General features: G+C 40.2%; 15 protein-coding genes and 1 pseudogene. 11 read left to right on the forward strand and 5 right to left on the reverse strand.

The window, feature by feature from the left end:
* The 4 genes and pseudogenes from M595_RS18920 to M595_RS18935 form a co-directional block, all read left to right on the forward strand.
* A partial coding sequence (locus M595_RS18920; RefSeq protein ID WP_023068007.1) for a zinc ribbon domain-containing protein occupies positions 1 to 261 on the forward strand: 261 nt, incomplete at its 5' end.
* A 206-nt stretch (positions 262 to 467) separates the two neighbouring features.
* Positions 468 to 1,454, forward strand: coding sequence for a ribonucleotide reductase barrel domain-containing protein (locus M595_RS18925; RefSeq protein WP_040484358.1), 987 nt, complete (start codon positions 468 to 470; stop codon positions 1,452 to 1,454).
* 411 nt (positions 1,455 to 1,865) lie between these two features.
* Positions 1,866 to 3,128, forward strand: a pseudogene (locus tag M595_RS18930) (ribonucleoside-diphosphate reductase subunit alpha); the annotation flags it as partial.
* Between the two features lie 212 nt (positions 3,129 to 3,340).
* Positions 3,341 to 4,420, forward strand: coding sequence for a ribonucleotide-diphosphate reductase subunit beta (locus M595_RS18935; protein ID WP_238987104.1), 1,080 nt, complete (start codon positions 3,341 to 3,343; stop codon positions 4,418 to 4,420).
* Between the two features lie 131 nt (positions 4,421 to 4,551).
* Here M595_RS18935 and M595_RS18940 read toward each other — a convergent pair whose 3' ends face one another.
* Positions 4,552 to 6,564, reverse strand: coding sequence for a S8 family serine peptidase (locus tag M595_RS18940; protein WP_023068035.1), 2,013 nt, complete (start codon positions 6,562 to 6,564; stop codon positions 4,552 to 4,554).
* A 470-nt stretch (positions 6,565 to 7,034) separates the two neighbouring features.
* On the opposite strand from M595_RS18940, the gene tadA reads away from it, so the two are divergent.
* The 5 genes from tadA to M595_RS31885 all read left to right on the forward strand — a co-directional run bounded on the left by tadA (position 7,035) and on the right by M595_RS31885 (position 9,436).
* Positions 7,035 to 7,520, forward strand: coding sequence for a tRNA adenosine(34) deaminase TadA (gene tadA / locus M595_RS18945; protein WP_040484351.1), 486 nt, complete (start codon positions 7,035 to 7,037; stop codon positions 7,518 to 7,520).
* 157 nt (positions 7,521 to 7,677) lie between these two features.
* On the forward strand, positions 7,678 to 8,388 hold the full coding sequence (locus M595_RS18950; protein ID WP_023068009.1) for a lysophospholipid acyltransferase family protein: 711 nt from the start codon (positions 7,678 to 7,680) through the stop codon (positions 8,386 to 8,388).
* Between the two features lie 53 nt (positions 8,389 to 8,441).
* Complete coding sequence (locus tag M595_RS18955) at positions 8,442 to 8,840, forward strand: hypothetical protein (RefSeq protein WP_040484360.1); 399 nt, start codon at positions 8,442 to 8,444, stop codon at positions 8,838 to 8,840.
* 117 nt (positions 8,841 to 8,957) lie between these two features.
* On the forward strand, positions 8,958 to 9,098 hold the full coding sequence (locus tag M595_RS31235; protein ID WP_023068017.1) for a hypothetical protein: 141 nt from the start codon (positions 8,958 to 8,960) through the stop codon (positions 9,096 to 9,098).
* Positions 9,099 to 9,259: 161 nt separating this feature from the next.
* Positions 9,260 to 9,436: a hypothetical protein gene (locus M595_RS31885; protein ID WP_023068024.1), complete on the forward strand. Its 177-nt coding sequence runs from the start codon at positions 9,260 to 9,262 to the stop codon at positions 9,434 to 9,436.
* Here M595_RS31885 and M595_RS18960 read toward each other — a convergent pair.
* The 3 genes from M595_RS18960 to M595_RS31585 form a co-directional block, all read right to left on the reverse strand.
* Entirely contained in the window at positions 9,426 to 10,580 is a 1,155-nt protein-coding gene (locus M595_RS18960; RefSeq protein ID WP_023068039.1) for a DNA cytosine methyltransferase, read from the reverse strand. The two genes, M595_RS31885 and M595_RS18960, sit on opposite strands and share 11 nt — an antisense overlap.
* Before the next feature lie 147 nt (positions 10,581 to 10,727).
* The gene (locus tag M595_RS18965; protein ID WP_040484352.1) at positions 10,728 to 11,156 is read right to left on the reverse strand and encodes a type II toxin-antitoxin system VapC family toxin; all 429 of its coding nucleotides are present in this window, start codon (positions 11,154 to 11,156) and stop codon (positions 10,728 to 10,730) included.
* Positions 11,153 to 11,368, reverse strand: a complete 216-nt coding sequence (locus M595_RS31585) for a hypothetical protein (protein ID WP_023068052.1) — start codon at positions 11,366 to 11,368, stop codon at positions 11,153 to 11,155. The genes M595_RS18965 and M595_RS31585 overlap by 4 nt, the downstream gene beginning before the upstream one ends.
* A 243-nt stretch (positions 11,369 to 11,611) precedes the next feature.
* On the opposite strand from M595_RS31585, the gene M595_RS18975 reads away from it, so the two are divergent.
* Both M595_RS18975 and M595_RS18980 read left to right on the forward strand, forming a co-directional pair.
* Complete coding sequence (locus M595_RS18975) at positions 11,612 to 11,881, forward strand: hypothetical protein (protein ID WP_023068004.1); 270 nt, start codon at positions 11,612 to 11,614, stop codon at positions 11,879 to 11,881.
* 27 nt (positions 11,882 to 11,908) lie between these two features.
* Positions 11,909 to 12,286, forward strand: a complete 378-nt coding sequence (locus tag M595_RS18980; RefSeq protein WP_040484353.1) for a type II toxin-antitoxin system VapC family toxin — start codon at positions 11,909 to 11,911, stop codon at positions 12,284 to 12,286.
* Between the two features lie 382 nt (positions 12,287 to 12,668).
* On the opposite strand, the gene M595_RS30215 is transcribed toward M595_RS18980, so the two are convergent.
* Positions 12,669 to 14,771, reverse strand: a complete 2,103-nt coding sequence (locus M595_RS30215) for an alpha/beta hydrolase family protein (protein WP_445974342.1) — start codon at positions 14,769 to 14,771, stop codon at positions 12,669 to 12,671.
* Positions 14,772 to 14,773: the final 2 nt, after the last annotated feature.

A 14,773-nucleotide genomic window follows, 5' to 3' on the forward strand; every position in this document is an offset into this window, starting at 1 on the left:
CAAGAGTGTCCTGAATGTGGTGGTGAAGTTAAAAAAGACCTGAGTGTGAGAATCCATGATTGTCCTCGTTGTGGATACAAAACAGACCGCGATATAGCCGCAGGTCAAAACATTAGAAACCGAGGAATTAAGCTAATTAGTACCGTTGGACAGACGGGAAAGGAAACTGCCTGTGCAGACGTTCTACCGGGGGCTGTTAAAAATCAGTCTAGGCAAGTGTCGAAATCCCGTAAGGGGAAAACCAGGAAAACCAAGCCGTGAGGTGAGGATCGCCTACACTGAATCGAAGATTCAGTGTAGGAGGATGTCACGTATATGAATATACAGAACCTTAAAAAAATCTATCTTTAGTTAGAGTCTAAATAACACCAAATATAGCGGAAAAATTTTAGTTTGTCAATGGCTATCACTATATCTGGATTATGCAGTACATTGGAAAAATGTCATTAAATTGAAGAAGTTTGAGTATGCAGACCTTATACCCAACGGCCATTCCCTCAACAAAGAGTGAAATTCAGGTGATCCGGCGAGATGGATCACGGGCTGACTTGGACATCTCAAAAATCCGTGCTGTCGTGAATTGGGCTTGTGTGGACTTAGACGCCAACCCGATTACCCTCGAGGCGGGGCTAACCACTCGTCTGCGAGATGGGGTAACAACCCGCGAAATTCAAGACAACCTGATTAACTGTGCATTAGAATTGTGTAGCCCCTCAGAACCCGACTGGCGTTACGTGGCGGGGAGGTTACACATCTGGAGTTTGTGGAAAGATACACTCGCCAACCGAGGCTATCGCTACGAAGACTATGCCCGCACCGTTGAATCTAAAGTCAAGAATCACGAATATGATTCACGAATCTTAACTTATACCCCAGAAGAACTCCAACAAGCCGGAACCTGGATCGATCCGCAATGGGATAAAGATTACGATTATGCTGGGGCAGTGTTGCTGACTAAACGATATTTGTTGACCAATGAATTGCCGCAAGAAGCTCTATTAACTTGTGCGTTGCTGTTAGCGGTAGTGGAAAAACCGGAAAATCGATTATTTTGGGCGCGACAATTTTATGAAGCAATTGCCAAGCGCAAAATTTCCTTAGCGACACCGATTTTAGGCAACCTAAGAATTCCAAACGGTTCTTTAAGTAGCTGTTTTATTACCAGCATGGATGATAACTTAGAGAGTATTTTTGATACCATCAAAGATGCAGCTAGAATCTCTAAAAATGGGGGCGGTGTCGGTACAAATGTGAGCCGAGTTCGTGCCACTGGAAGTTGGGTTATGGGTAAAGAAAATACATCAGGTGGGGTGATTCCTTGGATTAAATTATTAAATGATACCGCGATCGCAGTTAATCAAGGCGGACGTCGTGCCGGAGCAATTACGGTTAGTTTAGATGTGTGGCATTTAGACGTGCCAGAATTTCTAGAAATGCAGACGGAAAATGGTTAATTTTAGCCCTTTATATCAGTAATGATATAAATGCACCTCCTGAATTGCTGGGAAACCCTAAAGCTGTTTTAACGACAACATAACTAGAAATAGTCAGTGTGAACGTTTAAAAATAAAACAGATGAAACAATGGGCAATCAGCAGCCGAGATTCTGTTAAATGAATCAGGTTCAACGACTATTCCAAACGGAAGTACACTCAAGCGAGTGGAAGTAGGAGGTATCCTGTAGTAAAATATCTAAATTATTACAGGATAAAGATATAGTCTGGTCTTACATGAAAGTGTAAGTGGTCTTCAATCTGCCTGAGTTTAAGCTTTACAAAATCATAACTTCTGATCTCACAGAGAAGTTACAATGAAGACAGTCTTGATGTCGCGAATCAAGATGAACATTAACGGATCAACGTCGTAAAGCTTATGATATTTTTCCCCAATTAGTGATACCTGATGAGTTTATGCGTCGGGTGATTGCTAAAGAAGAATGGACAATGGTTGACCCTTTTGAGGTGCGAACTAAATTGGGAATTGAACTGGCAGAATTGTGGGGTGAAAAGTTTGAGTGTGCTTATCAAGAAATTGAAGCAAACTTAGAAAAAACCTTAACACTCTACAAAAAAATTAATGCTAGGGAACTGTTTAAAACAATGATGCGATCGCAAGTTGAAACCGGAATGCCCTATCTCTGGTTTAAAGATACTTCAAATCGCGCTAACCCAAATTCCCATGAAGGTTATATTCCGGGGGGAAATTTGTGTCAAGAAAGTTGGTCAAATGTTTCTCCTGGAAAAGAAGCCCATACCTGCAACCTCAATAGTTTAAATTTAGCCAATCTTGAAGACGGAGAATTAGCCGAATTTTGTGTAATTGCCGTGCGTTTGTTAGATAACACAATTGAGTTAACTTGTCCTCCTTTTGAAGACAGTAAAACTCATAATCTCAAATACCGAACAATTGGTGTTGGTGCGATGGGTTTAGCCGATTGGTTAGCCAAAAATAAACGGTATTACCGAGATTTAGACACCATCAGTCACCTGTTTGAAGATATTGGCTACTACTGCACAAAAACCTCAATGGAACTCGCCAAAGAAAGGGGTGAATATCCAGCTTTTGCAGGAAGTTCTTGGAGTGAAGGAAAGTTAATTGGGGCGAAACCTGTAGAATGGTTTTTAGAGAATGCACACTCTAAAGAACGGTGGCAACAACTGAGTTTAGATATCCAAAAATACGGCATTCGTAACTCTCATATTACCGCCATTGCCCCCAATACGTCCTCGTCTTTAGTTCAAGGCTGTACCGCCAGTATTTTACCTTGCTATAGTCGCTTTTTCTATGATAAATGGGCAAAAGGAACTGTTCCGATTGCACCCCCTTTTATCAGAGATAGTTTCTGGTTTTATCCCGAAAATAAAACCTTAAATCAACAAACTGTAGTTAAAGCTGTAGCAACCATTCAAAAATGGATTGATACCGGAATTTCGATGGAGTTGATTTTCAACTTAAATCAAGGCGTTTATTTCCCCGATGAACCCGAACGTTCTATCAAAGCTAAGGAAATTTTTGAAACCTTAGTCATGGCATGGCAAGAAGGCTGTAAAGCGATCTATTATATTAGAACGGTACAGCGTGATAGCTTCAAAGAAGCCGACGAAACTTGTACCGCTTGTGCAAATTAATCCGTAAAAAGAGAAACGGATACTGAGTGGAAGAACGGATTAAGTCGTCTGTAAAAAGCATAAATTTATGCGTCCTTGAATAAACATAATCCGTTTTTCCTGATCAAAATCTGTTTCCATTTGTCGTTAGTTGTCACGGTTCTGAACTCAAACAGCTAACGACTATTCACTCAAAGCTATCAACCCGAACATCACTAAAATTAACTCACAAAATGACTAGCACCCTAGACACTTTCAACACCAAACCTACCTCAAAAATGCCGATTAACCCTATCTTTAATCCAGAGGGTAACGATCAGGTCGAACACCGTTCAATTTGGTTTGGAGATACAACCAACCTGATGCAATTGAATGATGTCCGCTATCCTTGGGCGGTTGGTTTGTACAAACAAATGCGTGAAAATTTCTGGGTTCCAGAAAAATTAGACATTACTCAAGATGTCGTAGATTATGGGAATTTAACCACAGATGAACGTCGGGCATTTGATGGAATTTTATCTTACTTAACCTTTTTAGATTCCATTCAAACCTGCAATATTCCTCATCTAAAAAGTAGTATTACTGCGCCCGAAATTAGTTTGTGTATGGCAGAACAAGTTTCTCAAGAAGCCATGCACAACCAAAGCTATCAATACATGATAGAAACCATTATTCCCTCAGATCGCAGAAGTTTTGTTTATGAATTTTGGCGCACTGATTCAGTCTTACATAATCGCTGTGAATATATTGCCCGATTCTACCAAAACTACATCGATCATCCCACCGCAGAGAACTATTTTGTCGCATTAATGGCAGACTTTTTACTCGAAGGACTCTACTTTTATAATGGGTTTATCTACTTCTATAACTTAGCCTCTCGAATGTTAATGCCGGGATCAGCAGATATTTTCAAAATGATCAACCGTGATGAACTCTCTCATGTTCGTTTGTTCCAAAAATTGATTCCTGAAGCCATGCAAACCTTTCCTCATTCCGTTGAACAAATTTATGAAATGTTTGACACCGCAGTACAACATGAATGTCGCTGGACCAATCACATTGTCGGTCGTAATATTTTAGGAATTACTGAGACTAGCACCGAACAATATACCAAATATCTCGCCAATGCTCGGTTGCGTTCAATTGGTTTAAAACCGCTCTATACTGACCCTCGATATAGCAAAAGCCCTTACACTCATCTAGAACGATTTTCAGATACCAAAAAAGAAGCCCACACCAAAGCGAACTTCTTTGAAGCCAGCGTCACGAGTTATGTCATGTCTTCCGGAGTAGGCGGTTGGGATGAAATTTAATCACACTTCAGAAAATTTAATCCTTTAGGATGAAGCCACAAACAGCCTCTTTCACCGAAAATACGATCAAAGGTTGATTGAGTTCCCCTAATTTCCCCTGGTTATTTTACTAGGGGAATTTTATGATTTGTTTAAACCGCAATTGTAGAATGATCTGCCGTTTGAGTGAGCAGATCTTCAACTTGAGTGGGTGTTAGATTAGGATTGGCTTGTAACATCAATGCTACCACGCCCGCAACGTGTGGCGCCGCCATAGAAGTTCCAGAAAGAAATCGATAGGGAACCGCAGAAGATGCTAAAGGTATCGTTGAATAAATATCACCAACATCTGAAAACCCTCCATCTCCTCCGGGTGCAACGACATAATTCAAGGGTAAAATTCCCGCTCGATTTGAGAAACTAGAAAGTTGATTTTTACGGTCAACTGATCCGACAGCAATCCCAAATTGATTCGCAAAACGTGCCGGATAAGAGGGAAAACTGCTGCTTTCATTTCCGGCTGCAACCACAACCACAACACCCTGTTCCACCGCCCAACTCATTGTCTCTAAAACTTCACTGATATAATCATTTCCACCTAAACTGAGATTAATCACATCAGCCCCATTTTCAACTGCATAACGAATCCCCATTAAAGCATCATTAATCTTACCAAAACCATTTCTATCTAAGACTCGTACAGGCATAATTGTAGCATTAGGAGCAACTCCTGTAATTCCGACTCCATCCGGAGTGGCTGCAATAATTCCGGAGACATGAGTCCCGTGACTATTAAAATCCATCGGATCATTATCTTGATTGACAAAATCCCAACCTCGACTATCATCTACATAGCCGTTATTATCATCATCAATCCCATTATTAGCAATTTCCCTCGGATTATTCCAAATATTAGAAAATAGATCGGGATGATTGTAATCAACACCGCTATCAATCACGGCTACAACTACATTTTCTCCAGTTATTCCCTGCGTCCAAACTTCTGGGGCTTGAATTAAATCTCGTCCCCAATCATTTCCACCTAAGTCGGGAATCTCTGGAAAATCAGGGACACCAGCACTCTGAGAAACTGCTGCTGAAGCATCAACTAAACCATACCCAAAACGGCTATCAAAACTTTCGAGTGTTTCGGGATTATTAAATTGAGGATTGGGTGTTGCAGAAACACTTAAATTGTAAGCAGTATCACCCTCATATTGATAAACTACAACATAATAAGTTCCCGCCAATAAAGCATTAATCGACACAGATTCAGAGAAGTTAGCAGGTTTCTGAGAAGTATTAATAATATCAGTCACATCAATCTCTTGATTATTATTAATATCTTGCAATAATGCTACATCTGCATCTGCACTTAAACCATTCAGGACAATATTAACATCGCTATCAATATCAAGCTGAAAACGGTAAATATCTTCTGGATCTAAATCTCCAACAAATTCACTGATGGTAATATTTCCTAAGATTCCTAAGTCTGTGGCTTGACCTAAAGTAGAATCCGATGCGGTAGCTGTAGCGATCAAACGACCTTCTAATTGTGTCGGTATCGTGTTTAATACTGAAGCTAATATGGTATTGTTAAGGCGATTTCCAATTAAAGTATTAATTTCTCCAGTTTCTGTAAATACAGGTTCTAAAAATAGATTAGATTCTGCTAAATTATCCGGTAGTTTAATCCAATCCGATAACGGATCAAAATCAACAATTAAATCAGCAAAAGGCATAGAGTTCGCTGCGGTTGCATCCATAACAACCAAAGTATCTTCTCCTAAACCTCCGACCAAAAAATCTATCCCTACACCCCCTTCTAACCAATCATTTCCCTCTTGTCCAACGAGATAATCATCCCCAAAACCCCCTAACAATGTATCATTACCCAGTTCCCCAGAAAGAGCATCATTTCCCCCATTTCCAGTAAGAAGATCATCTCCTTCTCCGCCGTTCAAAGTCTCATTCAAATCACTCCCAACAAGATCATCATTTCCTATATTATTTACTGAAAACTCAGGAATAATTGAACTCGCTATCCAATGATCATCATTGCTAATAGATAAACTTTCTATATGGGTAGATAAGCCGGAGTCAACCCTAAATAGATTAGCTTCGTCTTCTAAAAAAAACCCATCTTCAAAAAAATTCAGCATGAAATTCTCCTAACTCTTTAATTGAGAAGTTCTATTGATGTTCTACAATGCAGTGAAAACTTCAGAATAAATAGAGAAAAGTTACACCTCACCCTTTCTCCAGGTAACAATTTATACTCACTTCCTCACCCAATCATCCGTTTTTTGAAACTAGGTTCCCTAGCAGCTAGCTTTCAGGCTATTTTTTGATCGAACGGCTCACTCACAACTCAAAGAACAACAGCCTATCTATTTCTATTTTAAAAATTTTGTCTGATGCTTAAGATTAAGTTTTGATTAATTCAAAAAACTGATGATACTGGTAGGAATTTTCACTCAGTTTTGGAGAAATTTAGATCCACTTTCCCCAAATCATTATACTCTCCAACAAAATCAGTATATAACAGTAAAACTTGATGGAATTTTAGAGACTTATCTATCATTTTCAGAGAGTCTCAGCTTGATCAAATATTGATTTTTTCAAAAAAAATATGAATAGCTACACCACTCACTGTCACTGGATGAAAAGAGCCTTAGAACTCGCTGAGTCTGCCGGAGAAGCCGGAGAAGTCCCCGTCGGAGCCGTGATTATTAATTCTCAAGGTCAGTTACTCGCTGAGGCAGAAAATCGACGAGAACGGGACAATGATCCCACTGCTCATGCCGAGATTTTAGTCTTGCGACAAGCTGGCCAAAAGTTAAAAGACTGGCATTTAAACCAATGTACCCTTTACGTTACCTTAGAGCCTTGTCCCATGTGTGCCGGGGCAATTGTGCAAGCCCGAATTCAGCTTCTCGTCTATGGAGTAGACGATCCCAAGACTGGTACAATTCGCACAGTTGCCAATATTCCTGATAGTGCTTATTCCTTCCACCGTTTACAGGTTTTGGGGGGAATATTGGAGTCGGCTTGTCGTCAACAATTACAATCATGGTTTGCTCAACGGCGTGAGGATCATTCAAGGGTCAAAAGTTAAAAAAAGATTAATATCTGCTGTCGTCTCACAAGAGACCCAAAGCCACCGCCTCGCAATTCAACCCAAGACAGTGTAAGAAGTGTCATTGAGATGAACGACAGCAAGGGATAAAAATTTTACCTTAGAGTCAAGAAATCAATGCAACACCAATCCACTTATGATGACACTTGACTTAAAAGCATCACCCCTCAAAATGCCAACCTCTCCAAAGGGAAAATTCACAATCTCTAGGGTATCTCCCTGGTTAGCGGCTTTATCTTATCCGCTTGGTCGTCACCTGATATTGCCATCTTACTTTCGCAAAATTGAGGTCATCGGCCAGGAAAATATTCCCAGAACTGGGCCTGTGATTCTTGCACCAACCCATCGTTCTCGCTGGGATGCCTTAATGATGCCCTACGCTACAGGCCGTTGTGTTTCCGGACGGGATTTAAGATTCATGGTGACAGAAGACGAAATTAAGGGTGTTCAGGGGTGGTTTATCCGGCGTTTAGGAGGATTTGCAGTCAATCCTCGACATCCGAGTATCGCGACTCTACGCTATGGGGTAGAATTGCTACGTCAGGGAGAAATGATGGTGATCTTTCCCGAAGGCAATATTTTTCAGGATAATGAAGTTCATCCTCTCAAAGCCGGACTCGCTCGTTTAGCCGTCCAAGCCGAATCCAGTCAACCCAATCTCAATGTTAAAGTTGTACCCATCTCTTTGCATTACACTCCGATTGTTCCTCGCTGGCGTTGTCGGGTTAGAGTTAATATTGGCACTCCACTATCTGTCAGCAACTATTGTCAGGGTTCAGCTAAACAAAATGCTAAACATTTGATCTCTGATTTGACCACTGCAATGACTGAACTTGATCAGTGCTGAGATTTTTATCCAAAATTGACCAAGTTGATCTTTTTTTGTTTACCCGAGTAACAATGGACTCTAGTTCTCCCTTTCAATCTGGTCAAATTGTTAAACTCGACCATGATCATCATTGTCTCTATGCAGAAGTAATTCAAGTCGTCACGACTCGTCAAGTGTGTTGGGTTAGGCCATTAATGTTGGTCGAATTTTCAGGTGAAGATCATTCTCCTGAACCTCCGTTTTGGGCAAGTCCACCGCCCCAAAATCTATACAATTTGCGAGACAGTTCTGACCTCATTTGGCCGCTAAAATTATTTCAACCCGCAATAGATACAGAAGTGATTCCCTTATTGGTTCAGTTAGACTCACCTGACGGAAAAAACTCCCAGGCGGCGACAACCGCACATCAACAACTGCGTACTTTTATTCGTCAGGTTTGGCAAGCTTATCCCGATGCGTTTCCCCAATAAAATCTAATTTGACTGATTCATACCCTTTTTTTTCCCGGTTTAAACTAAAATTGCATCAGGAACTCGACCCCATAAATATGTTAGAAGGGAATCAACATCTACCCTAAATCAACTCCTATGCTGAGTCTAAAAGTTGTCACTCTGGCGGTGGTGATTGCTATATCGGCAAACATTATACCGATAAACGCTCTTTCTGAGTTTCCAGTTCTCGCACAAACCCCCAATGAACCCAAAGCTGAAGCAGATAGATTATTATAACAAGGGATTCAACAAGGCAAAACTCAGCAGTTTCAAGAAGCGTTACAGTCTGATCAACAAGCCTTATAAATTTACCGGGAGATTGGCGATCGCTAGAAAGCTAAAAAAGTTATCATAATAAGATTGAGGCGATCGCAATTTTCAAAAGGAAGGGTAAGGATATGTCTAAAATAAAATGGATTCGATATACACCCATTGGTTTACTGATTCTGGGTTCACTCACGTTGACAACGGTTCAGACTCATTGGGAATTATCAATTTTAACAGGATTATTTTTGGCGATTATTTCTAAAGGAATGAGGCGTCCGCGTCCCCAGAAAACGGATATTAATTTATAAGGGTAGACTTGGCTGATTTTCGATAAGCAAATGCTTTGGATCGAATTTCGGAAATATCTTGAATAAAGTCTATTTTTTCGAGTTGATGTTTTTGTTCATCTAAGCTTAAAATCGCTTCTCCGATAGCTTTTGCTAACAGGGGCGGAACTGCGTTGCCAATTTGTCGCCATTGTTGAGTTAAACTGCCTTTGAAGATAAACTCGGGGGGGAAAGATTGAATAGCTGCTGCTTCTCTAACAGTTAAATACCGATCTTCTGTGGGATGATAGTAAGTGGTGCGACTGGTGTTAATCGTGTTAGAAACGGCATTTCTATCTAATCGTTTTAACTTCGTTTCTCGAAACCGTTGTTCGCGTAAATTATCCCAATCTACATTAAACCAAAGTTCACGGGGAAGATAGGCTAATTCATCTTTTTGATAGCGAATTCCTTGTCCTTCTGGGATATGATGAATTCGTTTTCGTTCGAGTTCGTTGGGGATTTGTGCGGTTTCAATATTATGGTTAAACGTTGTATTTTGACAGGTTAACAAGTTCTCAAACGCCCAACCAACCGTTCTCGCTGCGGGTAAATTCTCAGCATCTTTGGGAGAATCTTTAAACTGTTTTTCGGGATAAATATTTTGAACACCAAAGCGATTTCCAAGAAAGATTGTTCGTCTTCTCGCTTGAGGGACACCATAATTATGAGCCGCTAAAACTCTCACTTCTATTGTATATCCTAACTCAGCAAAAGAATTAAGAATTAATGAAAGCGTGGGTTCATTTTTACGCGATAGTAACCCCGTGACATTTTCCATGATTAAATAATTGGGTTTAAAAGCCGCAACAATTCGCAGAAACTCAAAGAATAAAAAGTTACGTTTGTCACTGTTATCGTTCGCCCCAATGGTTGAAAAACCCTGACAGGGAGGCCCACCGCAAATTAAATCAATGGTTTGATTGCCAATTTGTTTGTAAATATCTTCTAGAGTAATTTCTCGCAAATCTCCACAGATAATATTAGCATGATGATGATTGGCTTGAAAAGTTTCTAAGGAGGCTTTATCCTGGTCAATTCCTAATAAACATTCAAACCCCGCTTGTTCTAAACCGCAGGACATTCCCCCGGCACCTGAAAACAAATCAATAAACGTTTTAGTCATTGCAAAAAATCAAAGATTAACTCCTGTATTTCCATAATAATATTATCCGATTACTCAAAAACTCGGTGAATTCTGAGAAACACTCAAAAACCCGGTTTCTTTGAGAAACCGGGTTTTTATTTAAAACACAACTTAAATGTTAAGACTTCAAATTGTCCAATCTTCTATTGCTAATCCTGTCACTTTGCTAAAGTCTCGATGATTACGGGTTAATAAAATCATTTGCCGAGAAAGTGCGATCGCTGCAATTCTAGCATCCATCTGAGCCAGTTGAATCCGTTGTGAGTTTAACTGCTCTAAGGTTTTGGCTGCGATCGCATCAAAAGAGAGAAGGGGTAATCGCTGAAAGTCCGCTACTAGCCGTACCATGATCTCATAGCCTTTAACCAGTTCATTGGGATGACGAGCGCGGTTAATATAGGCATGACAGCCTAGCATTTGTTCCTGAATTGTGATAATTGAAATGGCAAAATCAGAGAGGGGATATTGAGCCATTCGTGCCACAAGATTGTTATAATCTGTCCCAGATTGACGTTGAAGAATGCTCAGGTGATCTGTATCTAATAAATATCTCATTCCATTTCTGGTGCGTTTAATACAGACTCATCGCCTCGGCGAATGGCTTGTCCGTAGGCGAGGATATCTTCAAAAGCCGGTTCATCTTTGAAAGAGCCGGTAATTTGTTGTAACCAATTGTTCGATTGAGGATGGGCAATCTGTTGTTGAATTTTAGTAATAGCCGCTTCTACTGCTGCCATGCGTTCTTCTAAGGTCGTGTTGGTTGTCATCGATTTAAAAAAGTGGCTAGGGTTTCAAACTATTGTAGCACCAGGTTTGAAGTGCAAAGAAACCAGGTTTCTGGTTCCACCTCGATCAAATCAAGAGGTAGCATCCCCAAGAGAAACCCAGTTTATACATCTATGTTACAACCTTTGGAGAATTTACGCGATCGCCGTAATCTGATTTATTATAAATAACCGACATTAACATTGAGCGGTATTAAAATAGTATCAATACATCCTAGTAAAATTATGTCAGAACATACCATTACCCTATCTGAAAAAACTTACCAAGCTCTCCTAGAAGTTGCCCAAAAACAAGGCTTAACCCCTGAAAATTGGATTTTAAATCAACTTTATCGGTCTCATTCGGAAACCGAACCTTTATCGGAAAAAATAGGGGATTTAATTGGGGCCATTGATAGTCAAGTTGAACCTCATCATCAGTTTAAGCCAACTGATTTTGGCGAACAGATTGCCACCAAATTATCTAAACAAGGACTGCGACGACCATCATTTTAGTTAACACTGGGCCTCTTATTGATCTGATTGGATAAAGGCCAGGGAGAAGCCCATGTTAAATGTGTTCAAACTTACAAAACACTAACAGGTTCTCTCTTAACAACATGGCCTTGTTTTACTGAGGCTATGTATTTTTTATCAGAATTGCGAGGTTGGTCAGCACAGGCTATCCTATGGGAGTTTATCAATAGAAAAGCCTTGTATCTTCACGCCATTAATGAAGCAGAATGTCAACGCATGAAAGTTTTGATGGAAAAATATCAAGATATACCTATGGATTTAGCAGATGCTTCTCTGGTGGCTGTGGCAGAAAGTCAAAAGATTAAGCGGATCTTTACACTAGATAGTGATTTTTATGTTTATCGATTATATGATCAAGATGCTTTTGAAGTCATCCCAGGATAAGAGCTAAAAGAGTCAGTGTGTTGATTAACCGGGTTTCTAGTTGAAATCTCGATGAGAATACAAAATTTCCCACACAAAACCCAGTTTGTATATTTATGCTGAAACCATTAGAGAATTTGTGCGATTGCTTTCACATTTCCCAGGGAATTGTTGAGTTTTTAGGTCGGTAAATATTTGTGATGGTTGGGTTGAGGTAACGAAACCCAACCTACCAGGCTGCAATGTTACTTCTAGGTCGGTGTGAGTTTGGTTGATGTTGATGGGGATTATGTGTCAGACGGAGAGAACAGCCGGGGGACGGGAGTTGATAGCATTTTGGGGACGTTTCAGCTTCCTTGCTCATCTCCGCGTTGAACGGGAATATTGTCGGTTTTTTAATAGTTTAATAAGCAATTTTTACATAGGATTCCCAGTCATCAACTTGCCACTTTCCCGCACCATTTTTCCTCAAAAATATTTGTGCTTCTGGCCGACTTCCATCATCAATATACCATTGCTTATCGTCAGAGTATTGCATTTCATCTAAACTCCACAATTCATGATAGGATTCATTATTTTGATTGAGTATATCAGCAAATCCTTGATGAACATATCCATGGTTGTCGTAGAAATTGTCCGTGACCCAATTAATGGGATTCAGATAAGATAATATACCATCATTCTTGTGAAAGAACATTTGAAAATATTCGTCAGCAGTAGCCGCCTTAACGTTAGAACCAGAGCTACTACCATAAAAACCCCAAGACCAATTGGAATAGTCAGAAAAATCAATATCACTTGTTCTCTCGCCCGCAGGAATTTGAGTAGCTGGGTCTAAAGCAATCATATTGTTGATGCCTCCTGGAGTGCTTTCGGCAATATAATACGAAATATAAGCTCCCAAACTGTGACCCGCAAGATTAATATTGTCATTGGAAATTCCTAAATCTTTCAAAACATTTCGTGCAGCTTGAGCGACTGGCTGCATCCAGTGACTATTCACCAAAAACCCATCTCTGGCACCATCTTCCCAATCAAGAGTCAACACTTGAGAGTTTGGGTCATTGCTCTTAATTGCATTAGCTAAATGGCTCATGTTATCGGCATTGCTCTGATTTCCGTGAATTACTATCCAGGTTGGTTTGTCAGTGATCGGTTGACCGTCGATCGCTTCAAGTGTGATATCAATTGTTTCTCCATCTTTGTATGCGATTTCAGTCCAAGGTCCATCTTGAGAAGTGTCCTCCGCTTCCCAACTGACATCTAAATAAGCATTCCCTTCATTTTCATAAAAGAAGGTATACACTGCATACCAACCACTTTGTTCGGGAGTAAAGGTATACACACCACCATCAAAATCCCACTCAGGTGTAATCCAAGTATTATCGCCAGTTTCGTAATTTTGGGCTGCTAATAAAAAAGCGTCATCTGCATTTCCTTGAAATGTATAATTTGTTCCCGCATCGAACATAAAATATTTTCCCGCAATTGCCATAAAATCATCTCGCCGATCTCCAAAATAGATGTTGTCATACCTGTCTGCTGAATCAAAACCCCAATTTAGATAAATTCCATTTTCTTCAGACTTTTCAGATGGGACTCGGGCATCATATAGAAAATCCGTCTGTCCAGAAGGATTCACTTCATAAACCCATAGATTCCATAGATTTATTTGCTGGCTTAATTCCACAGAAATGCTAGAATTGTCAACTGTCAAAGTTGCGATATCATCTTTGTTTTTAAGAGTTGACAATTCTTCGCCGCTCAAAGTGTTACCGCGAACCAATTCTGAGAAAATTGCTCCTTCATCTCCGGGAGCATCTGTAGTATTGATCTGAGAATCTATAGAATGACCGATTTCTTCCAGGAGGACGTTGGCAATATTTTCGGGACTATTGGCGTTTTGACTCAAAAAATCTTGGGAAATATAAACCGTGTTCGTCAGTTGATCAAATGCTCCCAAGTTTCCGGCAATTTCATCGATGGAGATAATTTTAAACGTTGGTAGAGATTGACCATTGGATAATTGTTGAATCAAAAAGCGTGCAGCTTCTACATCGGCTGATTCCCCGAAAGCCATCACAATCTTGCTGTCAAAATCAGGAGCGACTAAAATATCTTGAAGTTGGGCGATCGCATCATTTAATCCGGCCGTCAAAACTTCGTTGACATCTGGTGAAGCTTGACGGCTATTTGATAGCCCTGCCGACAACGAATTTCTCTGGGTATTGACGGTTAGTGAAGTAGCTGGGAGCGGGAAATCCAACAAACTAGGAAGATTTGGCGGGAGACTTGGAGTTGGCGGTTCAATCTCAATGGGTAGCTGGGTTGTGGGTAGTTCGGATGCTTCTCCGGTTTCAATGAAGTCATTATTGGTAATAGAAGATGGCGATACATTTTCGAGAATTACTAAAGTTTCGCCATTCGATTCAATTCGAGTCGATAAAGATGACCCGTCACTCAAAATTTGCAAGTTGTTAAATGAAATGCCATTAGGGAGACGCATCT

It is taken from the genome of Lyngbya aestuarii BL J (assembly GCF_000478195.2).
Classification (GTDB): domain Bacteria; phylum Cyanobacteriota; class Cyanobacteriia; order Cyanobacteriales; family Microcoleaceae; genus Capilliphycus; species Capilliphycus aestuarii.

Coding starts and splice junctions, on each gene's coding strand:
- M595_RS31585 (WP_023068052.1), bottom strand. CDS start 11,368: ATGACAACCAACACGACCTTAGAAGAACGCATGGCAGCAGTAGAAGCG.
- M595_RS18950 (WP_023068009.1), top strand. CDS start 7,678: ATGATGACACTTGACTTAAAAGCATCACCCCTCAAAATGCCAACCTCT.
- M595_RS18935 (WP_238987104.1), top strand. CDS start 3,341: ATGACTAGCACCCTAGACACTTTCAACACCAAACCTACCTCAAAAATG.
- M595_RS18940 (WP_023068035.1), bottom strand. CDS start 6,564: ATGCTGAATTTTTTTGAAGATGGGTTTTTTTTAGAAGACGAAGCTAAT.
- M595_RS30215 (WP_445974342.1), bottom strand. CDS start 14,771: ATGCGTCTCCCTAATGGCATTTCATTTAACAACTTGCAAATTTTGAGT.
- M595_RS18955 (WP_040484360.1), top strand. CDS start 8,442: ATGGACTCTAGTTCTCCCTTTCAATCTGGTCAAATTGTTAAACTCGAC.
- M595_RS31235 (WP_023068017.1), top strand. CDS start 8,958: ATGCTGAGTCTAAAAGTTGTCACTCTGGCGGTGGTGATTGCTATATCG.
- M595_RS18965 (WP_040484352.1), bottom strand. CDS start 11,156: ATGAGATATTTATTAGATACAGATCACCTGAGCATTCTTCAACGTCAA.
- M595_RS18925 (WP_040484358.1), top strand. CDS start 468: ATGCAGACCTTATACCCAACGGCCATTCCCTCAACAAAGAGTGAAATT.
- tadA (WP_040484351.1), top strand. CDS start 7,035: ATGAATAGCTACACCACTCACTGTCACTGGATGAAAAGAGCCTTAGAA.
- M595_RS31885 (WP_023068024.1), top strand. CDS start 9,260: ATGTCTAAAATAAAATGGATTCGATATACACCCATTGGTTTACTGATT.
- M595_RS18975 (WP_023068004.1), top strand. CDS start 11,612: ATGTCAGAACATACCATTACCCTATCTGAAAAAACTTACCAAGCTCTC.
- M595_RS18960 (WP_023068039.1), bottom strand. CDS start 10,580: ATGACTAAAACGTTTATTGATTTGTTTTCAGGTGCCGGGGGAATGTCC.